Annotated in this window: 21 protein-coding genes; 10 read left to right on the forward strand and 11 right to left on the reverse strand. The window is 70.5% G+C overall.

From position 1 onward, the window contains the following. Nucleotides 1-80: 80 nt before the first annotated feature. The 5 genes from ABH920_RS23785 (at nucleotide 81) to ABH920_RS23805 (ending at nucleotide 5,463) form a co-directional block, all read left to right on the forward strand. Nucleotides 81-1,013 carry an ABC transporter permease gene (locus ABH920_RS23785; protein ID WP_370351307.1) on the forward strand — a complete coding sequence of 311 codons (933 nt, stop codon included), beginning with the start codon at nucleotides 81-83 and terminating at the stop codon, nucleotides 1,011-1,013. Continuing rightward, the gene (locus ABH920_RS23790; protein WP_370351308.1) at nucleotides 1,010-1,957 is read left to right on the forward strand and encodes a carbohydrate ABC transporter permease; all 948 of its coding nucleotides are present in this window, start codon (nucleotides 1,010-1,012) and stop codon (nucleotides 1,955-1,957) included. Before ABH920_RS23785 ends, ABH920_RS23790 begins: the two co-directional genes overlap by 4 nt. Before the next feature lie 34 nt (nucleotides 1,958-1,991). Further along, complete coding sequence (locus ABH920_RS23795) at nucleotides 1,992-2,228, forward strand: hypothetical protein (RefSeq protein ID WP_370351309.1); 237 nt, start codon at nucleotides 1,992-1,994, stop codon at nucleotides 2,226-2,228. A gap of 146 nt (nucleotides 2,229-2,374) precedes the next feature. Next, nucleotides 2,375-4,420, forward strand: a complete 2,046-nt coding sequence (locus tag ABH920_RS23800) for a beta-galactosidase (protein WP_370351310.1) — start codon at nucleotides 2,375-2,377, stop codon at nucleotides 4,418-4,420. 35 nt (nucleotides 4,421-4,455) lie between these two features. Beyond that, nucleotides 4,456-5,463: a LacI family DNA-binding transcriptional regulator gene (locus ABH920_RS23805; RefSeq protein WP_370351495.1), complete on the forward strand. Its 1,008-nt coding sequence runs from the start codon at nucleotides 4,456-4,458 to the stop codon at nucleotides 5,461-5,463. A gap of 137 nt (nucleotides 5,464-5,600) precedes the next feature. Here ABH920_RS23805 and ABH920_RS23810 read toward each other — a convergent pair whose 3' ends face one another. The 4 genes from ABH920_RS23810 to ABH920_RS23825 form a co-directional block, all read right to left on the reverse strand. Then, complete coding sequence (locus ABH920_RS23810) at nucleotides 5,601-7,136, reverse strand: MFS transporter (RefSeq protein ID WP_370351311.1); 1,536 nt, start codon at nucleotides 7,134-7,136, stop codon at nucleotides 5,601-5,603. A 354-nt stretch (nucleotides 7,137-7,490) separates the two neighbouring features. Beyond that, nucleotides 7,491-8,027, reverse strand: coding sequence for a DUF4303 domain-containing protein (locus ABH920_RS23815; RefSeq protein WP_370351312.1), 537 nt, complete (start codon nucleotides 8,025-8,027; stop codon nucleotides 7,491-7,493). Continuing rightward, complete coding sequence (locus tag ABH920_RS23820; RefSeq protein WP_370351313.1) at nucleotides 8,024-8,782, reverse strand: class I SAM-dependent methyltransferase; 759 nt, start codon at nucleotides 8,780-8,782, stop codon at nucleotides 8,024-8,026. Before ABH920_RS23820 ends, ABH920_RS23815 begins: the two co-directional genes overlap by 4 nt. Before the next feature lie 79 nt (nucleotides 8,783-8,861). Then, nucleotides 8,862-9,854 carry a LacI family DNA-binding transcriptional regulator gene (locus ABH920_RS23825; RefSeq protein ID WP_370351314.1) on the reverse strand — a complete coding sequence of 331 codons (993 nt, stop codon included), beginning with the start codon at nucleotides 9,852-9,854 and terminating at the stop codon, nucleotides 8,862-8,864. A 138-nt stretch (nucleotides 9,855-9,992) separates the two neighbouring features. Between ABH920_RS23825 and ABH920_RS23830 the strand changes: the two genes are divergently transcribed. Both ABH920_RS23830 and ABH920_RS23835 read left to right on the forward strand, forming a co-directional pair. Continuing rightward, nucleotides 9,993-11,192 carry a Gfo/Idh/MocA family protein gene (locus tag ABH920_RS23830; protein ID WP_370351315.1) on the forward strand — a complete coding sequence of 400 codons (1,200 nt, stop codon included), beginning with the start codon at nucleotides 9,993-9,995 and terminating at the stop codon, nucleotides 11,190-11,192. 167 nt (nucleotides 11,193-11,359) lie between these two features. Beyond that, nucleotides 11,360-12,367, forward strand: a complete 1,008-nt coding sequence (locus ABH920_RS23835; RefSeq protein ID WP_370351316.1) for a LacI family DNA-binding transcriptional regulator — start codon at nucleotides 11,360-11,362, stop codon at nucleotides 12,365-12,367. Between the two features lie 29 nt (nucleotides 12,368-12,396). Here the strand turns inward: ABH920_RS23835 and ABH920_RS23840 are convergent, their stop codons facing one another. Next, nucleotides 12,397-13,137, reverse strand: coding sequence for a GntR family transcriptional regulator (locus tag ABH920_RS23840; protein WP_370351317.1), 741 nt, complete (start codon nucleotides 13,135-13,137; stop codon nucleotides 12,397-12,399). A gap of 96 nt (nucleotides 13,138-13,233) precedes the next feature. Here ABH920_RS23840 and deoC point away from each other — a divergent pair, with 96 nt between their 5' ends. Both deoC and ABH920_RS23850 read left to right on the forward strand, forming a co-directional pair. Continuing rightward, on the forward strand, nucleotides 13,234-13,962 hold the full coding sequence (deoC, locus tag ABH920_RS23845; protein WP_370351318.1) for a deoxyribose-phosphate aldolase: 729 nt from the start codon (nucleotides 13,234-13,236) through the stop codon (nucleotides 13,960-13,962). A 138-nt stretch (nucleotides 13,963-14,100) separates the two neighbouring features. Continuing rightward, nucleotides 14,101-14,523 carry an SgcJ/EcaC family oxidoreductase gene (locus tag ABH920_RS23850; RefSeq protein WP_370351319.1) on the forward strand — a complete coding sequence of 141 codons (423 nt, stop codon included), beginning with the start codon at nucleotides 14,101-14,103 and terminating at the stop codon, nucleotides 14,521-14,523. A 557-nt stretch (nucleotides 14,524-15,080) separates the two neighbouring features. On the opposite strand, the gene ABH920_RS23855 is transcribed toward ABH920_RS23850, so the two are convergent. The 6 genes from ABH920_RS23855 to ABH920_RS23880 form a co-directional block, all read right to left on the reverse strand. Then, the gene (locus tag ABH920_RS23855) at nucleotides 15,081-18,491 is read right to left on the reverse strand and encodes a BTAD domain-containing putative transcriptional regulator (RefSeq protein WP_370351320.1); all 3,411 of its coding nucleotides are present in this window, start codon (nucleotides 18,489-18,491) and stop codon (nucleotides 15,081-15,083) included. A gap of 27 nt (nucleotides 18,492-18,518) precedes the next feature. Beyond that, nucleotides 18,519-19,553: an alcohol dehydrogenase catalytic domain-containing protein gene (locus ABH920_RS23860; protein ID WP_370351321.1), complete on the reverse strand. Its 1,035-nt coding sequence runs from the start codon at nucleotides 19,551-19,553 to the stop codon at nucleotides 18,519-18,521. 181 nt (nucleotides 19,554-19,734) lie between these two features. After that, nucleotides 19,735-20,283: a GNAT family N-acetyltransferase gene (locus ABH920_RS23865; RefSeq protein ID WP_370351322.1), complete on the reverse strand. Its 549-nt coding sequence runs from the start codon at nucleotides 20,281-20,283 to the stop codon at nucleotides 19,735-19,737. A gap of 133 nt (nucleotides 20,284-20,416) precedes the next feature. Continuing rightward, nucleotides 20,417-20,635: a tautomerase family protein gene (locus tag ABH920_RS23870; protein ID WP_370351323.1), complete on the reverse strand. Its 219-nt coding sequence runs from the start codon at nucleotides 20,633-20,635 to the stop codon at nucleotides 20,417-20,419. 35 nt (nucleotides 20,636-20,670) lie between these two features. Beyond that, nucleotides 20,671-21,594 carry an SDR family oxidoreductase gene (locus ABH920_RS23875; RefSeq protein ID WP_370351324.1) on the reverse strand — a complete coding sequence of 308 codons (924 nt, stop codon included), beginning with the start codon at nucleotides 21,592-21,594 and terminating at the stop codon, nucleotides 20,671-20,673. Nucleotides 21,595-21,680: 86 nt separating this feature from the next. Beyond that, nucleotides 21,681-22,490 (reverse strand): SDR family oxidoreductase, encoded by an 810-nt coding sequence (locus ABH920_RS23880; protein ID WP_370351325.1) that lies wholly within the window; start codon nucleotides 22,488-22,490, stop codon nucleotides 21,681-21,683. Nucleotides 22,491-22,613: 123 nt separating this feature from the next. On the opposite strand from ABH920_RS23880, the gene ABH920_RS23885 reads away from it, so the two are divergent. After that, a complete protein-coding gene (locus ABH920_RS23885; protein ID WP_370351326.1) occupies nucleotides 22,614-23,477 on the forward strand; it encodes a helix-turn-helix domain-containing protein in 864 nt (287 codons plus the stop codon). Nucleotides 23,478-23,514: the final 37 nt, after the last annotated feature.

Consider the following 23,514-nt stretch of genomic DNA (forward strand, 5'->3'; position numbering starts at 1 on the left):
CGTCGACGGCGCCGCCCGGGTCACGCTCTCGGTCGCGTTTCCGCTTCCGTTCGGGATCGCCCTCAAGCCCGCGTTCGCGGATGTCCTTCCGCATACGGTTCCGCAGGGACAAGTCCCTGCTGCTGATGACGCTCCCGGCCCTGCTGCTGCTCCTGCTGTTCAACTACCTGCCGATGGCCGGCATCATCGTGGCCTTCGAGCACTACGACATTTACCAGGGCCTGCTCCACAGCGACTTCGTCGGGCTCGACGAGTTCCGCCAGCTGGTCGCCAACCCGGACTTCTGGCACGCGTTCGAGAACACGCTGGTGATCAGCTTCGTGCAGCTGGTGCTGTACTTCCCGATCCCGATCGCGCTGGCGCTGATGGTCAACACGATCCTGAGCCCGAAGATCCGCGGTCTCATCCAGGCCGTCGTGTACCTGCCGCACTTCTTCTCCTACGTGCTGGTCATCACGATCTTCCAGGAGTTCCTCGGCGGCGCGGGCGTGCTGAACGTGTTCCTGAACAAGCACGGGATCTCGTCGTGGAACGTCATGACGGACCCGCACACGTTCAAGTACCTGGTGACCGCGCAGGCGGTGTGGAAGGAGGCGGGCTGGGGGCTGATCGTGTTCCTGGCCGCGCTGGCCGCGATCGACCAGTCCCTGTACGAGGCGGCGGCGGTGGACGGCGCCGGACGCTGGCGGCGGATGCGGCACATCACGATGCCGGGGCTGCGCGGGATCGTGGTGCTGATGCTGGTGCTGCGATTGGGCAACGCGCTGAGCGTCGGGTTCGAGCAGATGCTGATCCAGCGGCAGGCGGTCGGGGCCGGGGCCGCGGACGTGCTGGACACGTACTCCTACATCTACGGCATCGGCGGCGGGTTCGGCTCGGCCACCACGATGGGCGCCGACTACAGCTACGGCGCCGCGGCGGGGCTGTTCAAGGCGGTGCTGTCGCTGATCCTGATCCTGGGCGCCAACAGACTCGCGCACGCTTTCGGTGAGGACGGGTTGTATCGCAAATGAGCTCTCTGACGGAAACCCCGCGCACGGTCACCACCGCCCCGCGCAAGCGGGCCAAGGGCCGCGAGGTCTGGGAGGAGTCGCCGACCCGGTTCGGGCAGTTCAGCAAGGGCACGGTGCTGACCGTGGTGTGCGCGCTGGTCGTCGTGCCGGTGTGGGCCGTGGTGCTGACCAGCTTCTCGACCAAGGGCTCGATCAACGGCGCCGGCGGGCTGGTACTGGTGCCGCACGGGCTGAGCCTGCAGAACTACCAGCTGATCTTCTCCGGCGGGACGGTGTCGCAGGCGCTGTACGTCAGCCTGTTCGTGACCCTGATCGGCACGGCGCTGTCGATGTTCGTCAGCGTGCTGTGCGCCTACGGCCTGTCGCGCCCGCGCTCGCTGGGGCAGCGGCCGCTGCTGCTGATGCTGATCGTCACGATGTTCTTCAACGGCGGCCTGATCCCGACGTTCCTGGTGGTCAGCGACCTGAAGCTGTACGGCAGCCTGTGGGCGATGATCCTGCCGTCGATGGTCAACGTCTTCAACATCCTGATCATCCGCTCGTTCTTCCAGAACACCGCGGCGGAGATGATCGAGGCCGCCCGCCTGGACGGCGCGAACGAGTGGCGGCTGCTGTGGTCGGTGGTGATCCCGACCTCGCGGCCGGTGCTCGCGGTGATGACGATGTTCTACGCGGTCACGTACTGGGGGACGTTCTTCAACGCGCTGCTGTACGAACCCGACAGCCGCAAGTGGCCGCTGGCGATGGTGATCTACGAGTACACGTACTCCGGGAACCAGATGCCGGGGATGGGGACGACCGGGATCGGCGGGCTGCAGAACGCCTCGCAGCTGGGCTTGCAGATGTGCGTCGTGTCGCTGTCGCTGGTGCCGATCATCGTGCTGACGCCGTTCGTGCAGAAGCACTTCGCCAAGGGCATGCTGACGGGGGCGATCAAGGGGTAGCGAAGTCGGGACGGATCCGGAGAATGGTGCTCAGGTGCCGGGCGATCTGCCCGGCACTTTGGCACGGAGAACGGGGGCGGGGATGGATGGTTATGTCAGCACGGGAGCGGGCTGGTTCACACTGAGCCTGGTGAACGCCGGCTTGGCACAGGGGAAGGGCCGCAGCGGCTGGAACTGGTTCCTGCTGTCGCTTGTTCTCGGCCCGGTCGCGACGTTTCTGATCGTCGCGTGGCCGGCGCTTGAGGCTGATCGGGACCGATTGCTGCGGTGACGCATCGAAGCGCTTCGATGGTTTCTCCTGCGGTGCCCGTGTTACGGGGATAGCATCCCCGCACGGGCCTTGTGTCTGACAGGCGGTCTGCCGTACCTTCGACATCGAAGCGCTTCGATTACCTCAGCTCCCGGAAGGTCCGCCCGGTGCCCCACCTCAACGACGCTACGCGCGGTCGGCTCCTCTACGGTGGCGACTACAACCCCGAGCAGTGGCCGGAAGAGGTGTGGGCCGAGGACATGGCCCTGATGCGGCGGGCCGGCGTCAACACCGCCACCGTCGGCGTCTTCTCCTGGGCCCGCTACGAGCCGCGGCCGGGCCTGCGTGACTTCTCGTGGCTGGACCGCGTCCTGGACCTGTTGCAGGGCAACGGGATCAGCGCGATCCTCGCCACCCCGACCGCCTCCCCGCCGCCGTGGCTCGGCCACCTGCACCGCGACACCCTGCCGGTGATGGCCGACGGCGTCGTGCTCGGCTACGGCTCCCGCAACCAGTACTGTCCCTCCTCGCCGGTGTACCGGGAGCGTGCCGACGCGATCGTCGAGGACCTGGCGGCCCGCTACGCGCACCACCCGGCCGTCGTGATGTGGCACGTCGGCAACGAGCCCGGCCCCTGGTGCTGGTGCCGCAACTGCGAGTTCGGCTTCCGCCGCTGGCTGCGCGAGCGCTACGGCGAGGGCGACGACGGCCTGGCCGCGCTGAACCACGCCTGGGGCACCGCCTTCTGGAGCCAGCATTACGGCGCCTGGCCCGAGATCAAGCCGCCACGCGCCGCCCCCTACATGCTCAACCCCGCGCAGGTCCTGGACTACAGCCGCTACCAGTCCGACGCCCTGGTCGCGTGCTTCGACGCCGAAGCAGCGATCCTGCGCCGCCACAATCCCGAGCTGCCGATCACCACGAACCTGATCCCCGACTTCTTCGCCGTCGACCAGTGGGACCTGCGCGGACGCTTCGACTTTGCCTCCGTCGACTCCTACCCCGACCCCGCGCTCGGCCCCGAGGCGGGCGCGGACCACGCCTACGCCGCCGACCTGGCGCGCTCGCTGTCCGGCGGCCGGCCGTGGGTGCTCATGGAGCAGTCCCCGTCGGAGGTGAACTGGCGGCCGGTGAACAAGCACAAACAGCCCGGCCGGATGCGCCTGTTCTCGCTCCAGGCCATCACTCGCGGCGCGGACGCCTCCCTGTTCTTCCAGTGGCGGCAGGCGTCGGCCGGAGCCGAGCGGTTCCACGCCGGGATGCTGCCGAACGCCGGGCCGGACACCCGCGGCTTCCGCGAGATCACCGAGCACGGCCGCGAGCTGGCCGACCGCGACGATCTCAGGAAGCTGGTCGGGACGACCGTGACGGCGCGCGCCGCGATCGTCCTGGACTGGCCGAGCCGCTGGGCGCTGGGCGGTCGGGGGCAGCCTTCCGAGCGCGTCGACTACTCGCGGATCGTGAAGCAGTGGCACGCCTCGCTGTGGCGGCAGAACATCGCCGTGGACTTCGTGCGGATCGGCGACGATCTCGGCGGCTATGCGTTGGTGCTGGCGCCCGCGCTGCACGTGCTGTCCACCGCCGACGCCGAACACCTCGCCGGGTACGCCGCCGACGGCGGGTGCCTGGTCGCCGGGTACCTGACCGGGACCGTCGACGAGACGACGCGTCTGCACCCCGGCGGGTATCAGGCCGCTGCGCTGCGGGAGGCGCTGGGGGTGTTCGTCGAGGAGCTCCATCCGCTGGACGACGGCGAGACAGAGCCCTGCCAGTCCTCCGAGCTCGGCGCGTTCGACGCCGTCGACTGGACTGAGCTGGCGCATCCGCGCGGGGCGCAGGTCGTCGCCGAGCTGAAGGACGGCCGGGCCGCGGTGACCCGGAATGCTCACGGCCGGGGCACGGCCTGGTACGTCGCGGTCCAGCCGAGCCTCGACGGGCTGGACCGGATCCTCGCCGCCGCAGCCTTCGGCGCCGGCGTCGCACCGGTGGTCGCGGGGCTTCCGGCCGGGGTCGAGGCGGTGCGGCGCGGCACCACCCTGGTGCTGCTCAACCACAACGCGGAGGCGGTCTCGATCGACCTCGGCGCCGACGCGGCCGGCGGTCTTGCCGCCGACCCCGCCGCTTCCGCCGCTTTCGCCTCCGCCTCTGCCGGACTCGAACTGCCCGGCTATGGCGTCCTGCTCCGCGACAGCGCCGCCGACAGTCCACAATGACAGGCATGACCGATCCGAAGGGCCAGGGAACGAGGATGGCGACACTCGCCGAAGTGGCGAAGCACGCGGGAGTCTCGCCGAGCACGGTCTCCTACGTCCTGAGCGGCAAGCGCTCGATCTCGGACTCCACGCGGGTGCGCGTGCAGGCCGCGATCGACGCCCTGGGCTACCACCCGAACGCCGGGGCGCGGGCGCTGGCCAGCAGCAAGTCGCACATCGTGGCGCTGGTGGTGCCGCTGCGCACGGATCTGTACGTGCCGGTGATGATGCAGATCGCCATCGCGGTCACCACCACCGCGCGCCAGTACGGGCACGACGTGCTGCTGATCACCAACGACGAGGGCCCCGACGGCGTGCGCCGGGTGGCCGGCAGCGGCCTGGCCGACGGCGTGATCCTGATGGACGTCGAGCTGGAGGACGAGCGGGTGGAGGTGCTGCGCAGCCAGGGCACCCGCGCCTCCCTGATCGGCCTGCCGGCAGACCCGACGGGCCTGTCCTGCGTGGACCTGGACTTCGCCGGCGCCGGCGCCATGGCCGCGGACCACCTGGCCGACCTCGGGCACCGCGAGATCGCCTTCATCGGCCAGAGCGAGGGCGTCTACCGCCGCCACACCGGCTTTGCCGAACGAACCCTTGCCGGGTTCCAGGAGGAGTGCCGCAAGCGCGGCCTGCGCTCGGTGCACCGCCCCTGCGACGCCTCGTTCGAAGGCGCGGCCGGCGTCCTGGCCCGCATCTTCGAGGACCGCCCGGACACCACCGGCCTGGTGGTGCAGAACGAGGCGATGATCGCACCCCTGCTGGGCCTGCTCCGCTCCTCGGGCCGCACGGTCCCGGAGGAGGTGTCGATAGTGGCGATCGGCCCCGACGAGCCCGTGGCGCTCCAGACCTCGCCCCGCCTGACGACGATCCCGGTGCCCGCACAGGAGCTGGGCCGCCAGGCGGTGGAGATGCTGCTGGGCCCGGACGCGGGCAAGTCCGGGGTGACGCTGCTGCCGCCGACGCTGGCGGTGCGGGAGAGCACGGCTCCGGCTCCGGGGGAGTGACGGGGGCGGCGTTCGGTTGAGCGCCGCAGGTCGCGGTGCTAGGCGCCGGTGTTCAGCGGTTTTGGCGGCTGCCCTGGCATGCCGGGAACGCGTGGCGCGTCCCCGGCATCGTGTGAGCTCCAGCCTCAGCCTCAGCCTTAGCCCATGTGAACCGCCGCACCCTCCGCAGCGTGCTCCTGCTTCCCGGCATTGATCGCCACCGCCGTGATCACCAGCGCCCCGAGAAAGAACACCGCCGCAGCTCCGAACGCGACGGTGTACCCATGCGTCAGCGCATCGCCAGCCCTGCCGACCAGCGCCGCATCGCGTCCGGCGGCGCCCCGTGCGAACGCCCCGGCGGCGTCCGGGAGCCGCCGGTCGGCTGCGCGGGTCGACAGCGTCGACAGCACCGCCAGCCCGAGCGCCCCGCCGACCTGCTGGGCCGTGTTCAGCAGCGCCGAGGCGATGCCCGCGTCGCGGTGCTCGACGCCGTGCACTGCGGTCAGCGTCATCGGGACGAAGGTCAGTCCCAGTCCCAGCGCCGTGACGATCATCGCCGGCATCAGGTGCGTCGCGAACGCCGAATCGGGTGACAGCGTCGCGAACCAGAGCATGCCCGCCGCCGCGATCGCCAGGCCGGGCGCCGCGATCGTGCGGGGCGGCAGGTGGGTGGCGAGCTTGGAGCTGATTCCCGCCGCCAGGGCCATGCCGAAGCTGAAGGGCAGGTACGCGAACCCGGTCTTGACCGGGCTGTACCCGAGCACCATCTGCATGTACATCGTCAGGAAATAGAAGGTCGCGAACATTCCGGACCCGACAAGCAGCATCGTGGCGTAGCTACCAGCCCGCACGCGCTCGCCGAACAGCCGCAGCGGCATCAGCGGATGTTTGGTCCGAGCCTGCTGGAGCAGGAACGCCGCCAGCAGCACCGCCGCCGCAACGAACGACGCGATCGTCAGCGCATCGCCCCACCCGTGGTCGCCGCCCCGCGTGATGGCGTACACCAGCGCGACCAACCCACCGGTCCCGCTGACCGCACTCGGCACGTCGAGCCGCCCCGGATGCCGCTCGGCCTCAGCGAGCTGCGACGTGCCGGCCAGCACCGCCAGCCCGATGGGGATGTTGACGAAGAACACCCACCGCCAGTCCAGATAGTCGGTCAGCACCCCGCCGGCGAGCAGCCCGATGGTCGCGCCCATACCGGCCATGGCCGCGTACACGCCCATCGCGGTGTTCCGTGGCTTGCCCGCCGGGAACGTCGTCGCGATCAGCGACAACGCACTCGGCGCCGCCAGCGCCGCGCCGACCCCCTGCAACACCCGCGCGGCCAGCAGCACGCCGGAGTCCGGCGCGAGCCCGCCGAGCAGCGAGGCGACGGTGAACACCGCGATCCCGGCACGGAAGACGCGCCGGCGTCCGAACAGGTCGCCGGCACGCCCACCCACCAGCAGCAGCCCGCCGAAGGCCAACGCGTACGCGTTGACCACCCACGCCAGGTTCGCGGCCGACATGTGCAGGTGGGTCTGGATGCTCGGCAGGGCGATATTGGTGATGGTGCCGTCCAGGACGATCATCAGCTGCGCGGCGGCGATGACGAACAGCGCCAGGCCCAGGCGACGGCCGCCGGGCGGCGCGGCTCGGTCGCCTTTATCGCCGGCGGACGCGGCGGCCGCAATGGTGTCATTAATGGACATGAGCGCTCCAAGGAATGGCGATTCAGCGCATGCCGAAGCCCACGCTGATGACGGTCCGGAAAATGGAAAAGGGCAGCACCCGGCGGCATTCCCCGGCCTTGGTCGACTTGGGGGAACGCGCTGGTTGCTGAGGGTGCTGCGGGAGCTGTTCGGGCGCTATGGGGCCCTGACTTGCGCGGCCGACATTGGCGCCGACGGCTTGTTGCGCTTGAACGTTATCACTTATACCGCGAGTGGACTTGCCATTTTCGGATGTGGCAAGAGTCACGCTTGACGCTATTGAATATCTGTGAGCAATGCAGCGTTGGCGCCGATTTGCATTTCTTGCGGAATTGTGGGCAACCGACGCGCGGGCTACCTGTACGAGCGCGCGAGGCCAGGCGGGTTGAGCCGCTGGATCCAGCGACGGTCCCGAGCATCGTCCTCGTCGTCGGACACGACGAACACCACCACGCTGTCTCGCCCGCCATCGCTATCCGGTCCGCCGAAAAACCCTTCCCGCGCAAGGGACTCCAGCGTCGCGACACACGCCTCGTACACCTCGTTCCGGAAGGCGTCGGCGTCGAATCCGCCATCGAAGCCGGTGTCGTCGAGGCAGGCAGACCAGTGCGCGTACAGCCGCTTGGACAGCGGTCCGAACACAGTCCCGCCGATCCCCTCGTACCCCCACTCGGCGGGACTCCAGCGGCACATCTCGGCCGCGTCCGGGTACCTCGCCTGCGCGGCGGCCAGCTGGTAGCGGGTGTTGGCGGCGCAGCAGACGGTGATGCCACTGGAGTCGGAGTACAGCGCGTAGCCGCAGACCTCGCCGGGGTACCTGGCCTCCAGGTCGGCGAACGTCGCCTCGGCGGCGATGCGTATGTCGCGCCGCAGCGCGTCGAAGTCGATCATCGGGCCGCGATCAGCAGATCGACGACGTAGGCCTCTTCGACGCTCCCGTCAGGGAAGAGGTCCTGCAGCCTGCCTCGCTCGTCAGCGAAAAACGCATCCTTCGAAGCCTGCTCCAGAACGAGAAACGCCGAGCGGCTGCCGATGTTGCCCAGATGCGTGTCGAGGGAGACCGTGCGCTGCCAATGGATCTGCCGCCGCACGACGCGCAGCCCGCTCAGACCCGCGAGCTCGACCGCCTCCTCATCACTGGGACGCACCGACGACCGCGCAGTCACCCCGCAGTGCCGTGCGATGCGCTCGTGCTGCGCGCTGATCCACGGCACGTCGAACGCCGTCGTGTTCCACCAGACCGCGAGCGCGCCGTCGGGGCGCAGGACCCGCAGCGCCTCCGGCACGGAGCGCGTGGTGTCGGTCCATTGCCAGGACTGCGCGTAGGTCAGGAGGTCGTGCGAGGCGTCGCGGAGCGGCAGGGCATTGCCGTCGCCGCGCACGACCGGCACGTCCGGCAACGCCTCCCGGAACTGCGCAGCCATCTCCCCGCCGGGCTCCACGCCGATCACCTCGGCGCCGCGCCGGCTCAGGAGCCTGGTAGCGATACCGGTGCCCGCGCCGACATCCGCGACGCGCGTGCCGGTCAGCGGACGGCCCAGGAACTCCTCGACGGCGTCGAACAGTGCGGACGGATATGAAGGGCGGCTCGCCTCGTACTGCGCGGCGGCCGAGTTGAACGAAAGAGCACGCGAGCTGGCAGTCACTCACCCATGCTTCCATGACCGACGCTTGAAGGGCTCAGCGTTCGATGCCGCAGCTATTAGGCGCTCAACGCCCTGCCGCTCAACGCCCCACCGGCGCCGGACCCGTCGACGCCCGCGGCACCAGCCGCGATCCGACCACGGCCCGCCTGTGCTCCTCAGTCGCCCCGCCCCGCCCCCCGCCGACCGCCTCCACCAGCAGCTCCAACGCCGCCGCAGCCAGCTCGCCGGCATCAATCCGCACGCTCGTCAGCGCCGGAGTGCACACCGAGGCGAGCAGCGTGTCGTCGATCCCGACCAGGCTTACGTCCGTCGGCACCCGCACCCCCAGCGCCGTGAACTGCTGCAACGCGCCGAGCGCGACCAGGTCGTTGTGCGCCAGCACGGCGGTCGCGCCGCTGGAGGCGATCAGCGTGGCCGCGTGCACGCCGGTCTCGAACCGCGGCTCGTACGGGCCCAGCTCGGTTACGGTCAGGCCCAGGCCGCGGAACGCCTCCGCGAACAGCTTGTCCCGCTGCCGCTCGGGACGGCTGGCGTCGATCAGAGCGCAGTGCCGATGGCCCAGGGCGAAGAGCAGTTCGCCGGCCTGGCGGACGCCGTCGGTCAGGTTGATGCGCAGGCTGCTGATGCCCTCGACGTCCCGGTTCACCAGCACCAGCGGCGTCTGCGCGGCGATGGTGCGCAGCCGCTCGTCCGGGAGCGCCGAGGCCCACAGCAGCAGGCCGTCCACGCGGTTGGCGATGGCCGCGATGGCGTCCAGCTCCGCGCTCTCGCGGTCGTCGCAGTCCGCGACCAGCGTGGTGTAGCCGAGCTGCCGGGCGCGCTGTTGCAGGGCCTTGAAGATCGGCGGGAAGAAGGGGTTGGCGATGTCCGGGATGATCATGCCGAGCGTCGCGGTGGCGCCGGCTCGCAGCGAGCGCGCCGAGGGGTTGGGGACGTAGCCGAGTTCGGCGGAGACCTCCAGGATGCGCTCGCGGGTCTCGGCGCGGACCTGGTCCGGCAGGGTGAAGGCCCGGGACACCGTGGACGTCGAGACGCCGACCGCCCTGGCCACGTCATTGATCGTCACCGCCATGGGGCCAGCGTAGTCAATCGTTCTCAGGAGGGGCAACCAGGAGGGATCTGGTGCCTGCTTCAGGATCTCGCTACATTTGCGGGAACGATTGCAGAACGATTGCAGAGAGCCTGCAGAGCCTTCATCGAGGAGTTCCCCGTGACGTTTTCCCTCGGCATCGTCGGCGCCGGCCAGTTCTCCGGGCAGTTCGCCAAGCTGTGGCAACTGCATCCCGGAGTCGGCGACATCTCCGTCACCGACCTGCTGCCCGAGCGCGCCGAACGCCTCGCGGCCGAGTACGAGCTCGCCGGCACGGTCCCGTCCTTCGAGGCGATGCTCGCCTCCGACGTCGACGCGGTCGGGATCTTCACCCAGCGCTGGACCCACGGCCCACTGGTCGTGCAGGCGCTGCGGGCGGGCAAGCACGTCTACTCGGCGGTGCCGATGGCGGTGACGCGCGAGGAGATAGCCGCGATCATCGACGAGGTCCGCGCGACCGGCCTGACCTACATGATGGGGGAGACCAGCTACTACAACCCGGCCACGGTCTACGCCCGGGACCTGGTCGCCAAGGACGCCTTCGGCCGGCTCTTCTACGCCGAGGGCGACTACGTGCACGACATGGACCTCGGCTTCTACGACGCCTACAAGTACAGCGGCGGCGAGAACTGGAAGGCCACCGCCAGCTACCCGCCGCTGCTCTACCCGACCCACGCGATCGGCGGCGTCCTCGGCGCGTGGCAGACGCACGCGGTGAGCGTGTCGGCGATCGGCGTCGTCGACGACCGGGGCGACGGCGTGTTCGACAAGGAGGTGAGCATGTTCGACAACGACTTCTCGAACGCCACCGCCCTGTTCGAGGCGGCCGGCGGCGGCAGCTTCCGCACGAACGAGTTCCGCCGCGTCGGCTACCCCTCGCGCCTGCGCGAGTCGCGCTTCCGCTTCTTCGGCACGCAGGGGAGCCTGGAGCAGCTCGCGACCGTGAGCCTGTGGCAGGACCGCGACGGTGTTACCGACGTCAGCGACCACTTGCAGCCGCGTCCCACCCTGGCGCCGGACGACCCGTCGCTGGAGCACGTCGCCCCGGCACTGCGCGACGCGTTCACCTCCGGCTCGGCGCCGGTGCACGACCGGACCCGGCTGCCGCGGGAGTTCGCGAACGTGGTCAACGGGCATGAGGGCAGCCACCACTTCCTGGCCGACGACTTCGTGGTCGCGGTGACGACCGGCGCGCCGCCGGCGGTGAACGCCTGGGAGGCGGCGCGGTACACGCTGCCGGGGATCGTGGCGCACGAGTCCGCGTTGCAGGGCGGGGCGCGGTTGGTGATTCCCGACTTCGGTGACGCGCCGGGGATCTGAGCGCGGGGCGGTGGGCAGGCGGGCGGGCAGGCAGGCGGTGCTGTGGTGCGCTGGCCTGCCTGCTGCCCGCTGCCTGCCGCTCGGTATCCGCTGCTCCCCGCCCTGCAGCGGTTTTGGCGCGCTCGGGCATAGTGGCCGGAGCAGTCAAGTGAAACGGGGCGAAGAGTATGAACACAGGCGGTAGGCGGCGGCCGACCATAGAGGACGTCGCGGCCGAGGCCGGAGTCAGCCGCGGGACGGTGTCCCGGGTGCTCAACGGGGGTCTGAACGTCTCCGCGGACGCACTGGCCGCAGTGGACGCCGCGATCCGCAAAACGGGATACGTCGTCAACCTGCATGCGCGAGCGATGGTGACGCAGCGGTCGGGGACTGTGGCGTTCGTCCTGTCGGAGCCACAGGAACGGTTCTTCACGGACCCGAACTTCAATGTGCTGCTGCGGGCCTGTACGCAGGCGCTCGCCGACCACGACATCGCGCTGCTGCTGGCGTTCGCCGGGACGCCGGACGAGCAGAAGCGGGTGCTGCGGTTCCTGGGCGGCGGGCACGTCGACGGCGCGCTGCTGGTCTCGACGCACACCGGGGATCCATTCGTCGGGCAGGTGCTGGGCCTGGGGCTGCCGATCGTCGCGTGCGGGCAGCCGATCGGGCATGAGGGGGCGCTGCCGTATGTCGGCGTCGATGAGCTTGACGGCGCGCGGCAGGTGGTGGCGCACCTGGTGGCCGTGGGGCGGCGTGCGGTCGCGACGATCACCGGGCCCCTGGACACTCCGGGTGGCGTGAAGCGGCTGGCCGGGTGGCGGGAGACGACCGGGGGCGACGACACGTTGGTCGCGTACGGGGACTACTCGCGGGAGTCGGGGGAGGCGGCGATGGGGGAGTTGCTGGAGCGGCGGCCGGATCTGGACGCGGTCTTTGTGGCTTCGGACCTGATGGCGGTTGGGGCGTTGGACGCGCTGCGGCGGGCCGGGCGTCGGGTCCCGGAGGACGTGGCGGTGGCCGGGTTCGACGATTCGCCGGTCGCGGCTACTGCGGTGCCTCCGTTGACGACGATGCGGCAGCCCTTTAAGCGGATCAGTGCTGAGATGGTTCGGTTGTTGTTGGCTCGGATCGAGGGGGAGCCGCTGGCGTCGGTGGTATTGCCGACGGTGTTGGTGGAGCGGGCTTCTACGGGCTGAGTCCTGTTGCTCTTTGGCTCGGGTCTCGCTTAGCTGCGCTCCGGCTGCGAGACGGAGAAGTCGACTCTGAGCGCGTAGCGGTCGGCCACGTAGCAGCTGACCGTGTATTCCAGCGGGTCGCCGTGCTGGTCGACGATAGAGCGGGTCTCGACGAGCATCGGGGTGGTCGCGGCGACGCCGAGGTCGGGGGCGTCGTCGTCGGCGGTGCGGGCGGTGAGGAGCGAGGAGCCGAGGGTCGGGGTCAGGCCGAGGCGGCGCAGGGCGTTGTGGAGTGAGCCGGTTTCCAGGTCGGTGGTCAGCAGGGCGCTGAGGGTCGCGGGGAAGACGGCGCGCTCGATGGCGATGGGGAGCTCGTCGAAGAGGCGGACGCGGGTGATGGCGACGACTTGCTCGCTGTTCTGGCTTGCCTCCTCGCCCTCATCCTCCGTCTGATACAGCGCAGCAGACTCCTGCGCGGTCGCCGCGCGTACCTCTGCTTTCAAGACCCGGGAGCGGGGCGTCTTGCCCTCGGCGAGGGCCTGGTCGTGGAAGCTGAGCAGGACGCCGACGGGGCGGTGCGCGGCGCCTTTGCGGACGAAGCTGCCGCGTCCCGGGACGCGTTCGAGCATGCCGTCGCGCTCCAGGCCGGCCAGGGCGGCGCGCACCGTCATCCGTGAGACGCCGAACTCCTCGGCCAGCCGCGGCTCGGAGGGGAACGGATCGCCGTCGGCGGCGGAGTCGAGGCGGCGGCGCAGTTGCTTCTCGATGCGCTCGTAGAGGGGCTGGGCCATGCCAGAATTGTATATGCTGTCTAGACAGCTCACAAAACGACCCGCTGTTTTGTCGAATATGGCAGAGAGACTTGCCCCACCCCGAAGGAGAACGCCATGTCTGTCGCCTCGCTCGAAGCCCCGCACTGGGACGGCCCCCTGCCGACCCGCGACGCGGTGGCGAAGATGATCGACCACTCCCTGCTCCGCCCGGAGCTGACCCCGGCCGACGTCGAGGCCGGCCTGGCGACCGCGGTCGAGTACCAGGTCGCGTCGGTGTGCGTACGCCCCGCCGACGTGGAGCCGGTCGCCGCCGCGCTGCGCGGCACCGGCGTCCTGGTCGGCACAGTGGTTGGCTTCCCGCACGGCAGCAGCACGACGGCGACCAAGGTGTTCGAGACCAGCGAGCTGGTCTCGCTCGGCGCCGAGGAGATCGACATGGTGATCGACATCGGCCGCCTGCGCGGCGGCGACGCGGCGTTCACCCGCGCCGAGATCGCCGCGGTGGTGCAGGCCGCCGAGGGGTGCCCGGTGAAGGTGATCTTCGAGAACGCCTACCTGACGGACGAGGAGAAGATCGCCGGCTATCAGGCGGCCGAGGCCGCCGGCGCGGCGTACGTCAAGACCAGCACCGGCTTCGCCGCCGGGGGAGCGACGGCTGCGGACATCGCTTTGATGCGCCGGACGGTGTCGCCAGCCGTGCGCGTCAAGGCGGCGGGCGGCGTGCGAACGCTGGACGCACTGCTGGAGCTGAACCGGCTGGGAGCCACGCGCTTCGGGGCGACGACCACCGCGGCGATGCTCGACGAACTCGAGGCGCGGCGGGGTGGTGATGGCGATAGATAACGGGCCCTAATCCTCAAGCGATCCGGGCCGGGCGGCATCGCAATGGCCTTCTGCGGCCGGCGGGGGAGCGGGGTGGAGAGGACTGGGTCCCGAGCGCCGGATATCGTCCGGATCGAACCTAGGAGGAATGAGTCAGCCATGAGCAACCAGGAACCCGTCGACTCCAGAATCACTGACCCGGCACGTCTCCCATTCGCGTATGCGGATGCGCTCAACGCCGGCGACGCCGACGCTGTCGTCGCGCTGTTCCATCAGGACGCGTCGATGCGCACCTTCGGCGGCGACATCCTCACCGACCAGGAGGCGCTGCGTGCTGAGGCGGTCAACTCGATCGCGGCGCAGGCGCGTCTGACCAACAAGCCGAGGTTCACCCAGGTCGGGGGCGACACGGCTCTGAGCGTCGTCGATTGGGATCTTGAGGCGACGTTGCCGGATGGGACCCGGATCTCGCCGACCGGGACGACGACGGCCGTTGCCCGACGGTCGGCAGACGGGTCGTGGCGGTTCGTGGTCCTCAACTGCCAGGGGGCGGCCGGGGCTCCCGGGTGGTCCAATAACTAGATAACGGGCCCCAATCCTCTCCTCATATCCAACTCACCTTCACGCCCACACGACCTAGTAAGGAGCCGCCTTCGGCGGCACTCATCTAAAAGAACGGCTTCGCCCGGGCACGGGGGAGTAGCTGCCGCTGGCGGCCGGTGCGCCGCCGGGCCACTGGCGCTCTGCCAACTTGGGCGCCAGTGGCCCGGCGGACGCCCTCGCCGGATTCCTCGAAGCTCTCGGTGAGCCCGGACAGCGTCGATCCGCTGCTGGCCATCGCCGCCTGCACGCTTTCGTTGGCGACCTGGGTGCTGAGTATGACTGGTTCGCGCCCCGGCCGCTGCAGCCGCAGGCCTCGGCGGTGACGGTGCCGCCGGCGGGGATGGTGACCGTCGCGGAGCCGCCGAAGGTCACCGCGGTCAGCGTCGGGTCGTTGCGCAGCACCGCCAGATGCATGGCGGTCAGCTGCTCGGAAGGGTCGAGGTCACCGTGCCGCAGCAGCCGCCGGTCCAGCAGCGGCGTGGTGAGCGCGCGTTCGCGCAGCCGTTGCCGATCCGGCCGCTGCCGTCACGCAGTTTCTATGCTCGTCCTTGCCGGACGCCGCTTGGCTCACCGTTGTCCGGGTCGAATCCGACGTAGTCCGCGAGAAACGCCAGGCCCGCCTGGCGCGTCAGGCCGCGTGCTGATGCGAACGCGGCCTCGAACTCCGCCTCGCCGAGCTGCGTCTTGACGCTGCGTGCGACGTCGGCGCGGTCCGGGTCGCTCAGGTCGATGCCGCCGCGGAGCGCGAATGCGGTGCCCAGGGCACGTGCGGCTGTGGTCGGGTCGCCGAGGGTGTCGGCGTAGCAGGCCACGACCACGGCGATGCGCGCCAGGACCGGCATGTCGTGGGCGATGCTGCCGAGTGCGTACGCCTCGTGCAGTCTCAGGCGTGCGCGCTCGACGTCGACGCCGATGCCAGCGTCGGTATCGCCGACGCTTGGCACGCCAGGCGTCAGGTACAGCAGCGCTGCGGAGATCTCCCGCGCCGCCAGCAGCTGGGGCGGGCCCTGCCAGTGGTCGCGGGTGAGCTCGTGTGAGGCTCGCAGGTACTCGCGTGCCGTGTCGAGGTCGCCTTCGCGGCGGGCGATGTCGGCCAGGCCGATGTACGCCATCAGCATCGAGGCGTGCGAGTGGTTCCGCTGTCCCGACTCCAGGATCGACGTGACGAGCGTCTTCGCCTCCTGGAGGGCGCCGGTGCCTGCCAGGGCGAAGGCGCGCATCAGCTGGACCTGGGCGGCGTCGTCGGCGGCGTTGATCTCCCGTAGGAGGTCCAGGGCCTCGTCCTGGAGGCGGATGGCGTCGTGCATCTGGCCGTCGGCCATGGCCATCGCGGACAGGGCCGACAGGGTGGCGGACAGGCCCCAGCGTTCGCCGATCAGGGTGAAGCGGCGGCGTGCTTCGAGCAGGTCCTGGCGCTGGGTGACCAGGTCGCCGCTGTTCTCGGCGGCCATGCCGCGCATCAGGTGCAGCATGCCGCCGACCCAGGGGTCGGGGTGGTTCTCGTAGATCGCGACGGCCGTGTAGACGGCGTCGAGGTCGTCGGTGATGATCGGGATGGTGCAGGCGGCGATGGCCAGCAGCGGGTTGTCGTGGGCGGCTTCGGCCTCGTCGAGGACGGAGGCGAGGGCGTCGGTGATCTCGGTGAGGTTCGTCCAGTCCTGTGCGCTGAACAGGCCGGTGAGGGCGTGCAGGATCTTCACGACGGCGTGCGCCTCGACCGGCGATTCGCCCGGGACCGACAGCGCCAGTTCCAGCCAGGCGCGTCCTTCGGTGGTCTGGCCGACGATCGACCAGTACCAGGCCAGCGAGGCGGCCAGGCGGACGGCGGTGTCGGCGTCGCCGATGTCGGCGGCGAAACGGAGCGCGGCCAGGACGTTGTCGCTGTCGGCGTCGAGCCGTGCCAGCCACTTCAGCTGTTCGCGGCGGCGCAGGTGCGGTTCGGCGGTTTCGGCGAGGTCGCGGAAGAAGTGGGCGTGGGCGCGGCGGACTTCGGTGATGGTGCCGGCCCGGGCCAGTTGTTCGATGCCGTATTCGCGCAGCGTCTCCAGCATGCGGTAGCGCGGCGGGGCGTCGAGGTCGGCGGGTCCGGGGCGATCGCCGTCGGGTTCCACTGGCTGGAGAAGTGATTTGTCGACAAGGGCGAAGAGGAGGTCGTCGACGTCGGCGGCAATGCCAGCAGTGCCGGCCCCGGCCTCGGCGCCACGATGCACCGCGGCGGCCGATTCAGCGGTGATCCCGCCGGGGAACACCGACAACCGCTCGGCCAGGTCCCGTTCGGCCTGCGACAGCAGCTCCCAGCTCCACGCCACGACCGCGCGCAGCGTTTGGTGCCGCGGCATCGCTGTACGGCTGCCGCCGGTCAGCAGCCGGAACCGGTCGTCGAGGCGCGAGGCGACGGCGTGCAGAGGCAGCGTACGAAGACGCGCGGCGGCCAGCTCGATCGCCAGCGGCAGCCCGTCCAGGCGCCGGCAGATCTTCACCACGTCGGCGACGTTGTCGGCCGAGACGACGAAGTCGGGCTGGACGGCTGCGGCCCGGTCGGCGAACAGCCGCACGGCCGGGAACGTCAGTGCCTCGGCGGCCGTGGCGGGCTCGGGGCGGTCGACCGGCTGCGGCAGGGACAGCACCGGGAACAGGTTCTCCCCGCCGATGCCCAGCGGCTCGCGGCTGGTGGCGACGATCCGCAGCCCGGGGACGTGTTCGAGCAGGTGCTCGGCGGCGCGGGCGGCGGCGTCGACGAGGTGTTCGCAGTTGTCGAGCACGAGCACCAGGTGCTGCTCGGCCAACCCTTCGGTGACCCGGGTCAGCGCGTCGCGCGCCGGGCCGGCCTGGGCTTCGGGGCGCAGCAGCCGCCATTCGCGCTGCCCGAGCGCGGTCAGGATCGCCTGCGGGAGCTCGGCGGGGTCGGTGACCGGCGCGAGCTCGACCAGCCAGACGCCGTCGGCGATGTCGGCGTCCTGGGTGCCGGTCTCCAGCAGCCGCGCGGCGGCTTCGCCGGCCAGCCGGGTCTTGCCCGCGCCGCCCGGGCCGACGAGCGTCACCAGGCGGGAGGCCGCGAGCATCTTGGCGATGCGTGCCACCTCTTCCTCGCGGCCGACGAAGCTGGTGAGGCGGGCTCGGAGGTTGGTGCGGCGCCGCGGCGGCTCAGGCGACGATGCCGATGCCGATGCCGGGTCCGCATCGGCCAAGGAGCCGGCGACCGCGGTCAGCATCGGGTCGTTGCGCAGCACGGCCAGATGCACGGAGGTCAGTTGCTCGGAAGGGTCGATACCGAGCTGATCGGCAAGCGTGGTGCGGACGCGTTCGTAGGCCACGAGCGCGTCGGCTTGGCGTCCGGTCGCGTATAGGGCCTTCATCAGCAGCGCGGCGATGTTCTCGCGCAGCGGATGCTCGGCGAGCAGGGCTTCGAGTTCGGGTAGCGCTTCGGCGTGCAGGCCGAGGCGCAGTTCGGCGTCGAGGCGGTCGCACAGCGCGCTGAGCCGCAGCTCGTCCAGCCGCGCGGCCGGGGCTGTGGCGAACCCGGCGTCGGCGACGTCGGCCAGAGCCGGTCCCCGCCACAGCGCGAGGGCTTCGCGCAGTAGCCGCCGGGCGGTCGCGGGGTCGGCCGCGACGGCGCCCCGGCCTTGTCGGGCCAGGGCCTCGAAGCGGCGGGCGTCGACGGCATCGGCGGATACGGCCAATCGGTAACCGCCGGGGGTGCCGATGACGATGTCGGGGTCGCCGAGCGTCCGGCGCAGTCGGGACACCAGTGATTGCAGCGCGTTGGCGGCGCCGTCGGGCGGCTCGTGTTCCCACAGGGCGTCGACGAGCGCCGGGATGGAGACGCTGCGGTCGGGGTCCAGGGCGAGTCTGGTCAGCAGTGCGCGCAGCCGGGCGCCGCCGATGGGGATCGGGACGCCGTCAGCGCGGGCCTCCAGCGGGCCGAGGATCAGGACGTCGAGCTGCACGGGGTCCAGTCTGGCCCATCGGTTGGTTCAGCGGATGATGACTTTCAGGGCGGTGCGGTTGTCCATGGCCTTGTAGCCGTCGGGGACTTCTTCGATGCCGATTTCGCGGTCGAAGACCTTTCCGGGGTCGACGGTGCCGGAGAGGATGTCGGGCAGCAGGGTGCTGATGTAGGCGCGGGCGGGTGCGGGGCCGCCGGTGAGGGTGATGTTGGGGCCGAACAGGGTGCCGAAGCCGACGGGGGCCTGGTCGTACTGCGGGACGCCGACGCGGCTGATGACGCCGCCGGGGCGGACGACGCCGAGGGCTTGCTGGTAGGCGGGCATGTGGCCGACGGCTTCCAGGACGATGGCGGTGCCGTCGCCGCCGGTGAGGTCGCGGACCTTGGCGATGCCTTCCTCGCCGCGTTCGGCGACGACGTCGGTGGCGCCGAACTCGCGGCCGAGGTCGGTGCGGGTCTTGTGCCGGCCCATCAGGATGATCTGTTCGGCGCCGAGGCGTTTGGCGGACAGGACGGCCATGAGGCCGACGGCGCCGTCGCCGATGACGGTCACGGCGCTGCCGGGGGTGACACCGCCTTTGTGTGCGGCGTGGTGGCCGGTGCCGTAGACGTCGGACAGGGTGAGCAGCGACGGCAGCAGCGGTGAGGTCTCCTCCACCGGCACGGGCACGAGGGTGCCGTCGGCCAGCGGGACGCGGACGGCTTCGGCCTGGCCGCCGCCGACGTCGCCGGAGTTCCAGAAGCCGCCGTGCCGGCAGGAGGTCTGCAGGCCTTCGCGGCAGAAGTCGCAGGTGCCGTCGGACCAGGCGAAGGGGGCGATGACCAGGTCGCCGCGCTTGACGGTGGTGACGTCGCGGCCGGTGTCTTCGACGACGCCGAGGAACTCGTGGCCCATCGAGGAGCCTTCGGTTCCGGCCGGGCGGTTGTGGTAGGGGTGCAGGTCGGAGCCGCAGATGCAGGAGGCGACGACGCGGACGAGGGCGTCGGTGGGGTGCTTGACGGCCGGGTCGGGGACGTCGATGACGCGGACGTCGCCGGCGCCGTAGAGGTAGGTGGCGCGCATGGGGTTCCTCGTTTCGCGGGTGGTGCGGGTGGTGCTTGGTGCGTGGGGGTGTGTCGGACGGCCGTGGACGAGTCCGGTCGTTCCGGTGTCGATGCGACCAGTCAACGCCGCGTGGCCGCCGACGGGGAGTGCCTGCTGTTAGGGGTAACGCCAGTACCCCTCTCAGCTCTCTGTTCAGCTCTCAGCGCGATGCCCCGGGCGGTTGCCACAGGCCGAACCACTGCTCAGCGCCGTGTTCGTGGTAGCGCTCGACTTCGCCGAAGCCGAGTTTGGCGGCGAGCCGTCGGGCGCTTTCGTTGGCGACCTGGGTGGTGAGCACGACTGGTTCGCCGGGGCGTGCGGCGGCGAACCAGTCGAGTGCCGCGGTGCATGCTTCGGCGGCGTATCCGTGGCCCCAGGCGTGGGGCAGGAACATGTAGCCCAGTTCTGTGCGGGCCAGGTCGGGGCGGGAGTGGCCGGGGTGTGCGGCGCTGTGCGGGTCGAGGGTGATCAGGCCGATCATCGCCGTGTCGAGTTCGACGGTGAAGAAGCCGAATCGCCGTCCGGGTATCGCGGCCGCGGTGCGTTCGAGTTCTTCGCGGGGTTGGGCTCCGCCGACGTAGGTGCCGACTTCCTCGGAGGCGAACAGGTCGATGATCGCGGGTCGGTCCCGGGCCTGGGATTCACGCAGCACCAGCCGCTTGGTGTGGATCGGTGCGGGTGGCCAGGTGTCGGGTCCGGAAACGGTCATGCCGACCGACTCTATCGCGGGAACCTCACGACGGCCGTCGGCGCCGCGCTGGTGGAGCGCGGCGCCGATGGCGCGCGCCGCAGCCTGGATGAGGTGGAGGCTGCGGCTTCAGCGGTATGGAGCTGGAGCCCTGCTAGGCGGCTGGATCGTTTTGCTGGAGCGTGGCGAGTGTCAGGACGTGGTCGCCGATGCCCCAGCCGCCGTCGGCGACTTCTTCGACGAGCACCATCGTGCCGCCGCGGGCTCGTTCGCCGTAGATCTCCACGTACAGCTCGGTGGTGCGGTGGACGATCTTCTCTTTCTGCTCGGCGTCCAGGGTGCCGGCCGGGACCTTGAAGTTCGCGAATGGCATGTCGGGGTTCCTGTTCTGTTTCTCGTTCTGGGTGGTCAGCGGCTGGCGTGTTCGGGGAGCAGGTCGGCGATTCCGATGCGGTGGTAGAACTCGCTGCGGATGCGGTCGGAGACGGTGGAGACCACGTCGCTGCCGTCGCGGCTGGGGTCGACGTGGACGCGGAACGGACGTTGTCCGGCGGGCAGATCCACGACGTCCACGATGGCTTCGGCGACTTCGTCGACGGTGCGGCCGGCGGGGAACAGTCCGGCCAGGCGGGCGGCCATCTCGTCGCGGAGTTGTCCGTAGGCGGCGTCGTAGTCGGCGGCGCGTTCGGTGTCGGCGGGGAGTCCGGCGTGCGCGAAGTGGTTGGTGCCGGCCGGGTAGGCGCCGGGCACCACGATGACGGTGTCGATGCCGTAGCGGATGACTTCGGCGGCGTAGCTTTCGGCCAGGGCGTCCATGCCGGCTTTCGCGGCGAAGTACGGTGCCAGGAACGGCGGGTGGCCGCCGCGGGTGCTGGAGCTGCCGACCCACACCAGCAGTCCGGTGCCGGCGCGGCGCATCAGCGGTAGTGCGGCGCGGTTGACGCGCTGGGTGCTGAGCACGTTGATGTCGTAGAGCTGGGCCAGCTGTTCGGGGGTGAACGCTTCGGCGGGGCCGAGCACCATGTGTCCGGCGTTGTGCACGACCACGTCCAGGTGGCCCTGTTCGGCGGCGATGCGGGCGATGGCGGTGTCGACGGAGTCCTGGTCCTGGACGTCCATTTCGATGCTGCGCACGTCCACGCCGTTGTCGGCGGACAGCTGCGCCAACTCCTGTACGTGTGCAGCGTTGCGGCCGGCGGTTTCGCGCATCCCGGCGTAGACGGTGTGTCCGGTGGCGGCCAGTGCTCTGGCGGCCAGGTTGCCGAAGCCTGATGAGGCGCCGGTGACGACGATGACCTTGCTGTCTGTGGTTTTCGCGGTGTTCTGGCTCATGTCAGTTCCTCGTCCTGTTTCGGTCGTGCGTTCGGTCCTGCGTTCGATCCTGTGCTCGGTCCTGTTTCCGGTGTGGTGGTGTGTGTTCAGACCAGGCCGCCGTTGGCGCGCAGCACCTGCCCGTTGACCCAGTGGCCGGCCGGGCCGGCCAGGAAAGCCACGACCTCGGCGATGTCCTCCGGGGTGCCGAGGCGCTCCAGCGGCGCCTGCGCGGCCAGGCGCGCGATGAGTTCGTCGTCCTTGCCGTCCAGGAACAGGTCGGTGGCGGTCGGTCCGGGGGCGACGGTGTTCACGGTGACGTCCCGGCCGCGCAGCTCGCGCGCCAGCACCAGCGTCAGCGCCTCGACCGCGCCCTTGCTGGCCACGTAGGCGCCGTAGGTGGGGAAGGAGGTGCCCAGGACGGAGGTGGAGAACGTGACGAGCGCGCCGCCGGGCCGAAGCCGCCGCGCCGCCTGCTGCGCGACGACGAACGTGCCGCGGACGTTGGTGCGGTGCAGCTCGTCCAGGTCCGTCAGGTCCAGGTCGACCAGCGGCGCCAGCGCCATCCGGCCGGCGGCGTTCACGACCGCGTCCACGCCGCCGAACCGCTGCTCGGTCTGGTCGAACACCGCGGCCATGGCCTTCTCGTCGGCGATGTCGGCCTGTACCGCCAGTCCCTGCCCGCCGGCGGCTTCGATCTCGGCGAGGACCTGCTCGGCCAGGTCGGTGCGGCCGGCGTAGACGATCACGACGGCGTGGCCGTCGGCGGCCAGTCGGAGCGCGACGGCCCGGCCGATGCCGCGCGAGGCGCCGGTGACGATGGCCACGCGCCGCTGCGCCGAACCCGAGGCGCCGGTTGCGGCAGTGGCCTCGGAAAGGGTGGTCGTGTCGGCCGGGGTGGTGTTCTCAGTGCTCATGATCTGCTCCGTTTCTCGGTGACACCACCACCTTGTGCCTGGTCGGAGCCGGTAACCAGTTGCCGTTTACCCAGGGGTCGGCGCCCCCTGGCTCCGCGCGCGCCGGTGGCGGAGACTGGGGAGGTGGATCTGGCTGAACTCGGAGGCTTCCTGAAATCCCGGCGCGACCGGATACGTCCGCGCGAGGTGGGGCTGCCCACCGGGCCGCGGCGCCGGGTGCCGGGGCTGCGTCGCGACGAGGTGGCGCAGCTGGCCGGCGCGTCCGTCGACTACTACATCGAGCTGGAACGCGGCGGGGCCCAGCCGTCGGAGCAGATGCTGGCCGCGCTGGCCCGGGCGCTGCGGCTGAACCGGGACGAGCGCGACCACCTGTACCACCTGGCTGGGCGGCCAGTCCCGCCGGTCGGCGGTGCCGCGGCGCACGTCAGCCCGGGCATGATGGATCTGATGGACCGGCTGGCCGGTACCCCGGCCCGGGTCATCACCGACCTGCATGTGGTCCTGGTGCAGAACCCTCTCGCCGAGGCGCTGCTCGGCCCGGTGCCGCCGGGTACTGGGCCGCGGGCCGGGTTCGTGTACCGCTGGTTCACCGAGCCGGCCGCGCGCGAGCTGTATCCGCCGGAGGATCACGAGCGGCACGCGCTGACTTTCGTCGCGGACCTGCGTGCGGCCGCGGCCCGGCGCGGCAAACGCGACGAGGAGACCAGGGGCATGGTCGCCGAGCTGCTTGAACGCAGCGAGGAGTTCGCCCGCATCTGGGCCCGGCACGACGTGGCGGTGCATCTGATGGACACCAAACGCATCGTGCACCCGGCCCTCGGCGTGATCGACGTCAACTGTCTGAACCTGCTCACGGAAGACGGCAGTCAGCGGCTGCTGTGGTTCAGTCCCGTACCCGGAACCGACGCCGTGGAGAAACTGGAACTGCTGTCCGTTCTCGGTACGCAAGATCTCGCCGCTGATCCGAGCCGTAGCGCGCCGGGGTGATACACAATTGAGCGCGGTGTGGCGCCTGGCCCCGCCG

The organism is Catenulispora sp. EB89, from assembly GCF_041261445.1.
In the GTDB taxonomy this organism is placed as follows: domain Bacteria; phylum Actinomycetota; class Actinomycetes; order Streptomycetales; family Catenulisporaceae; genus Catenulispora.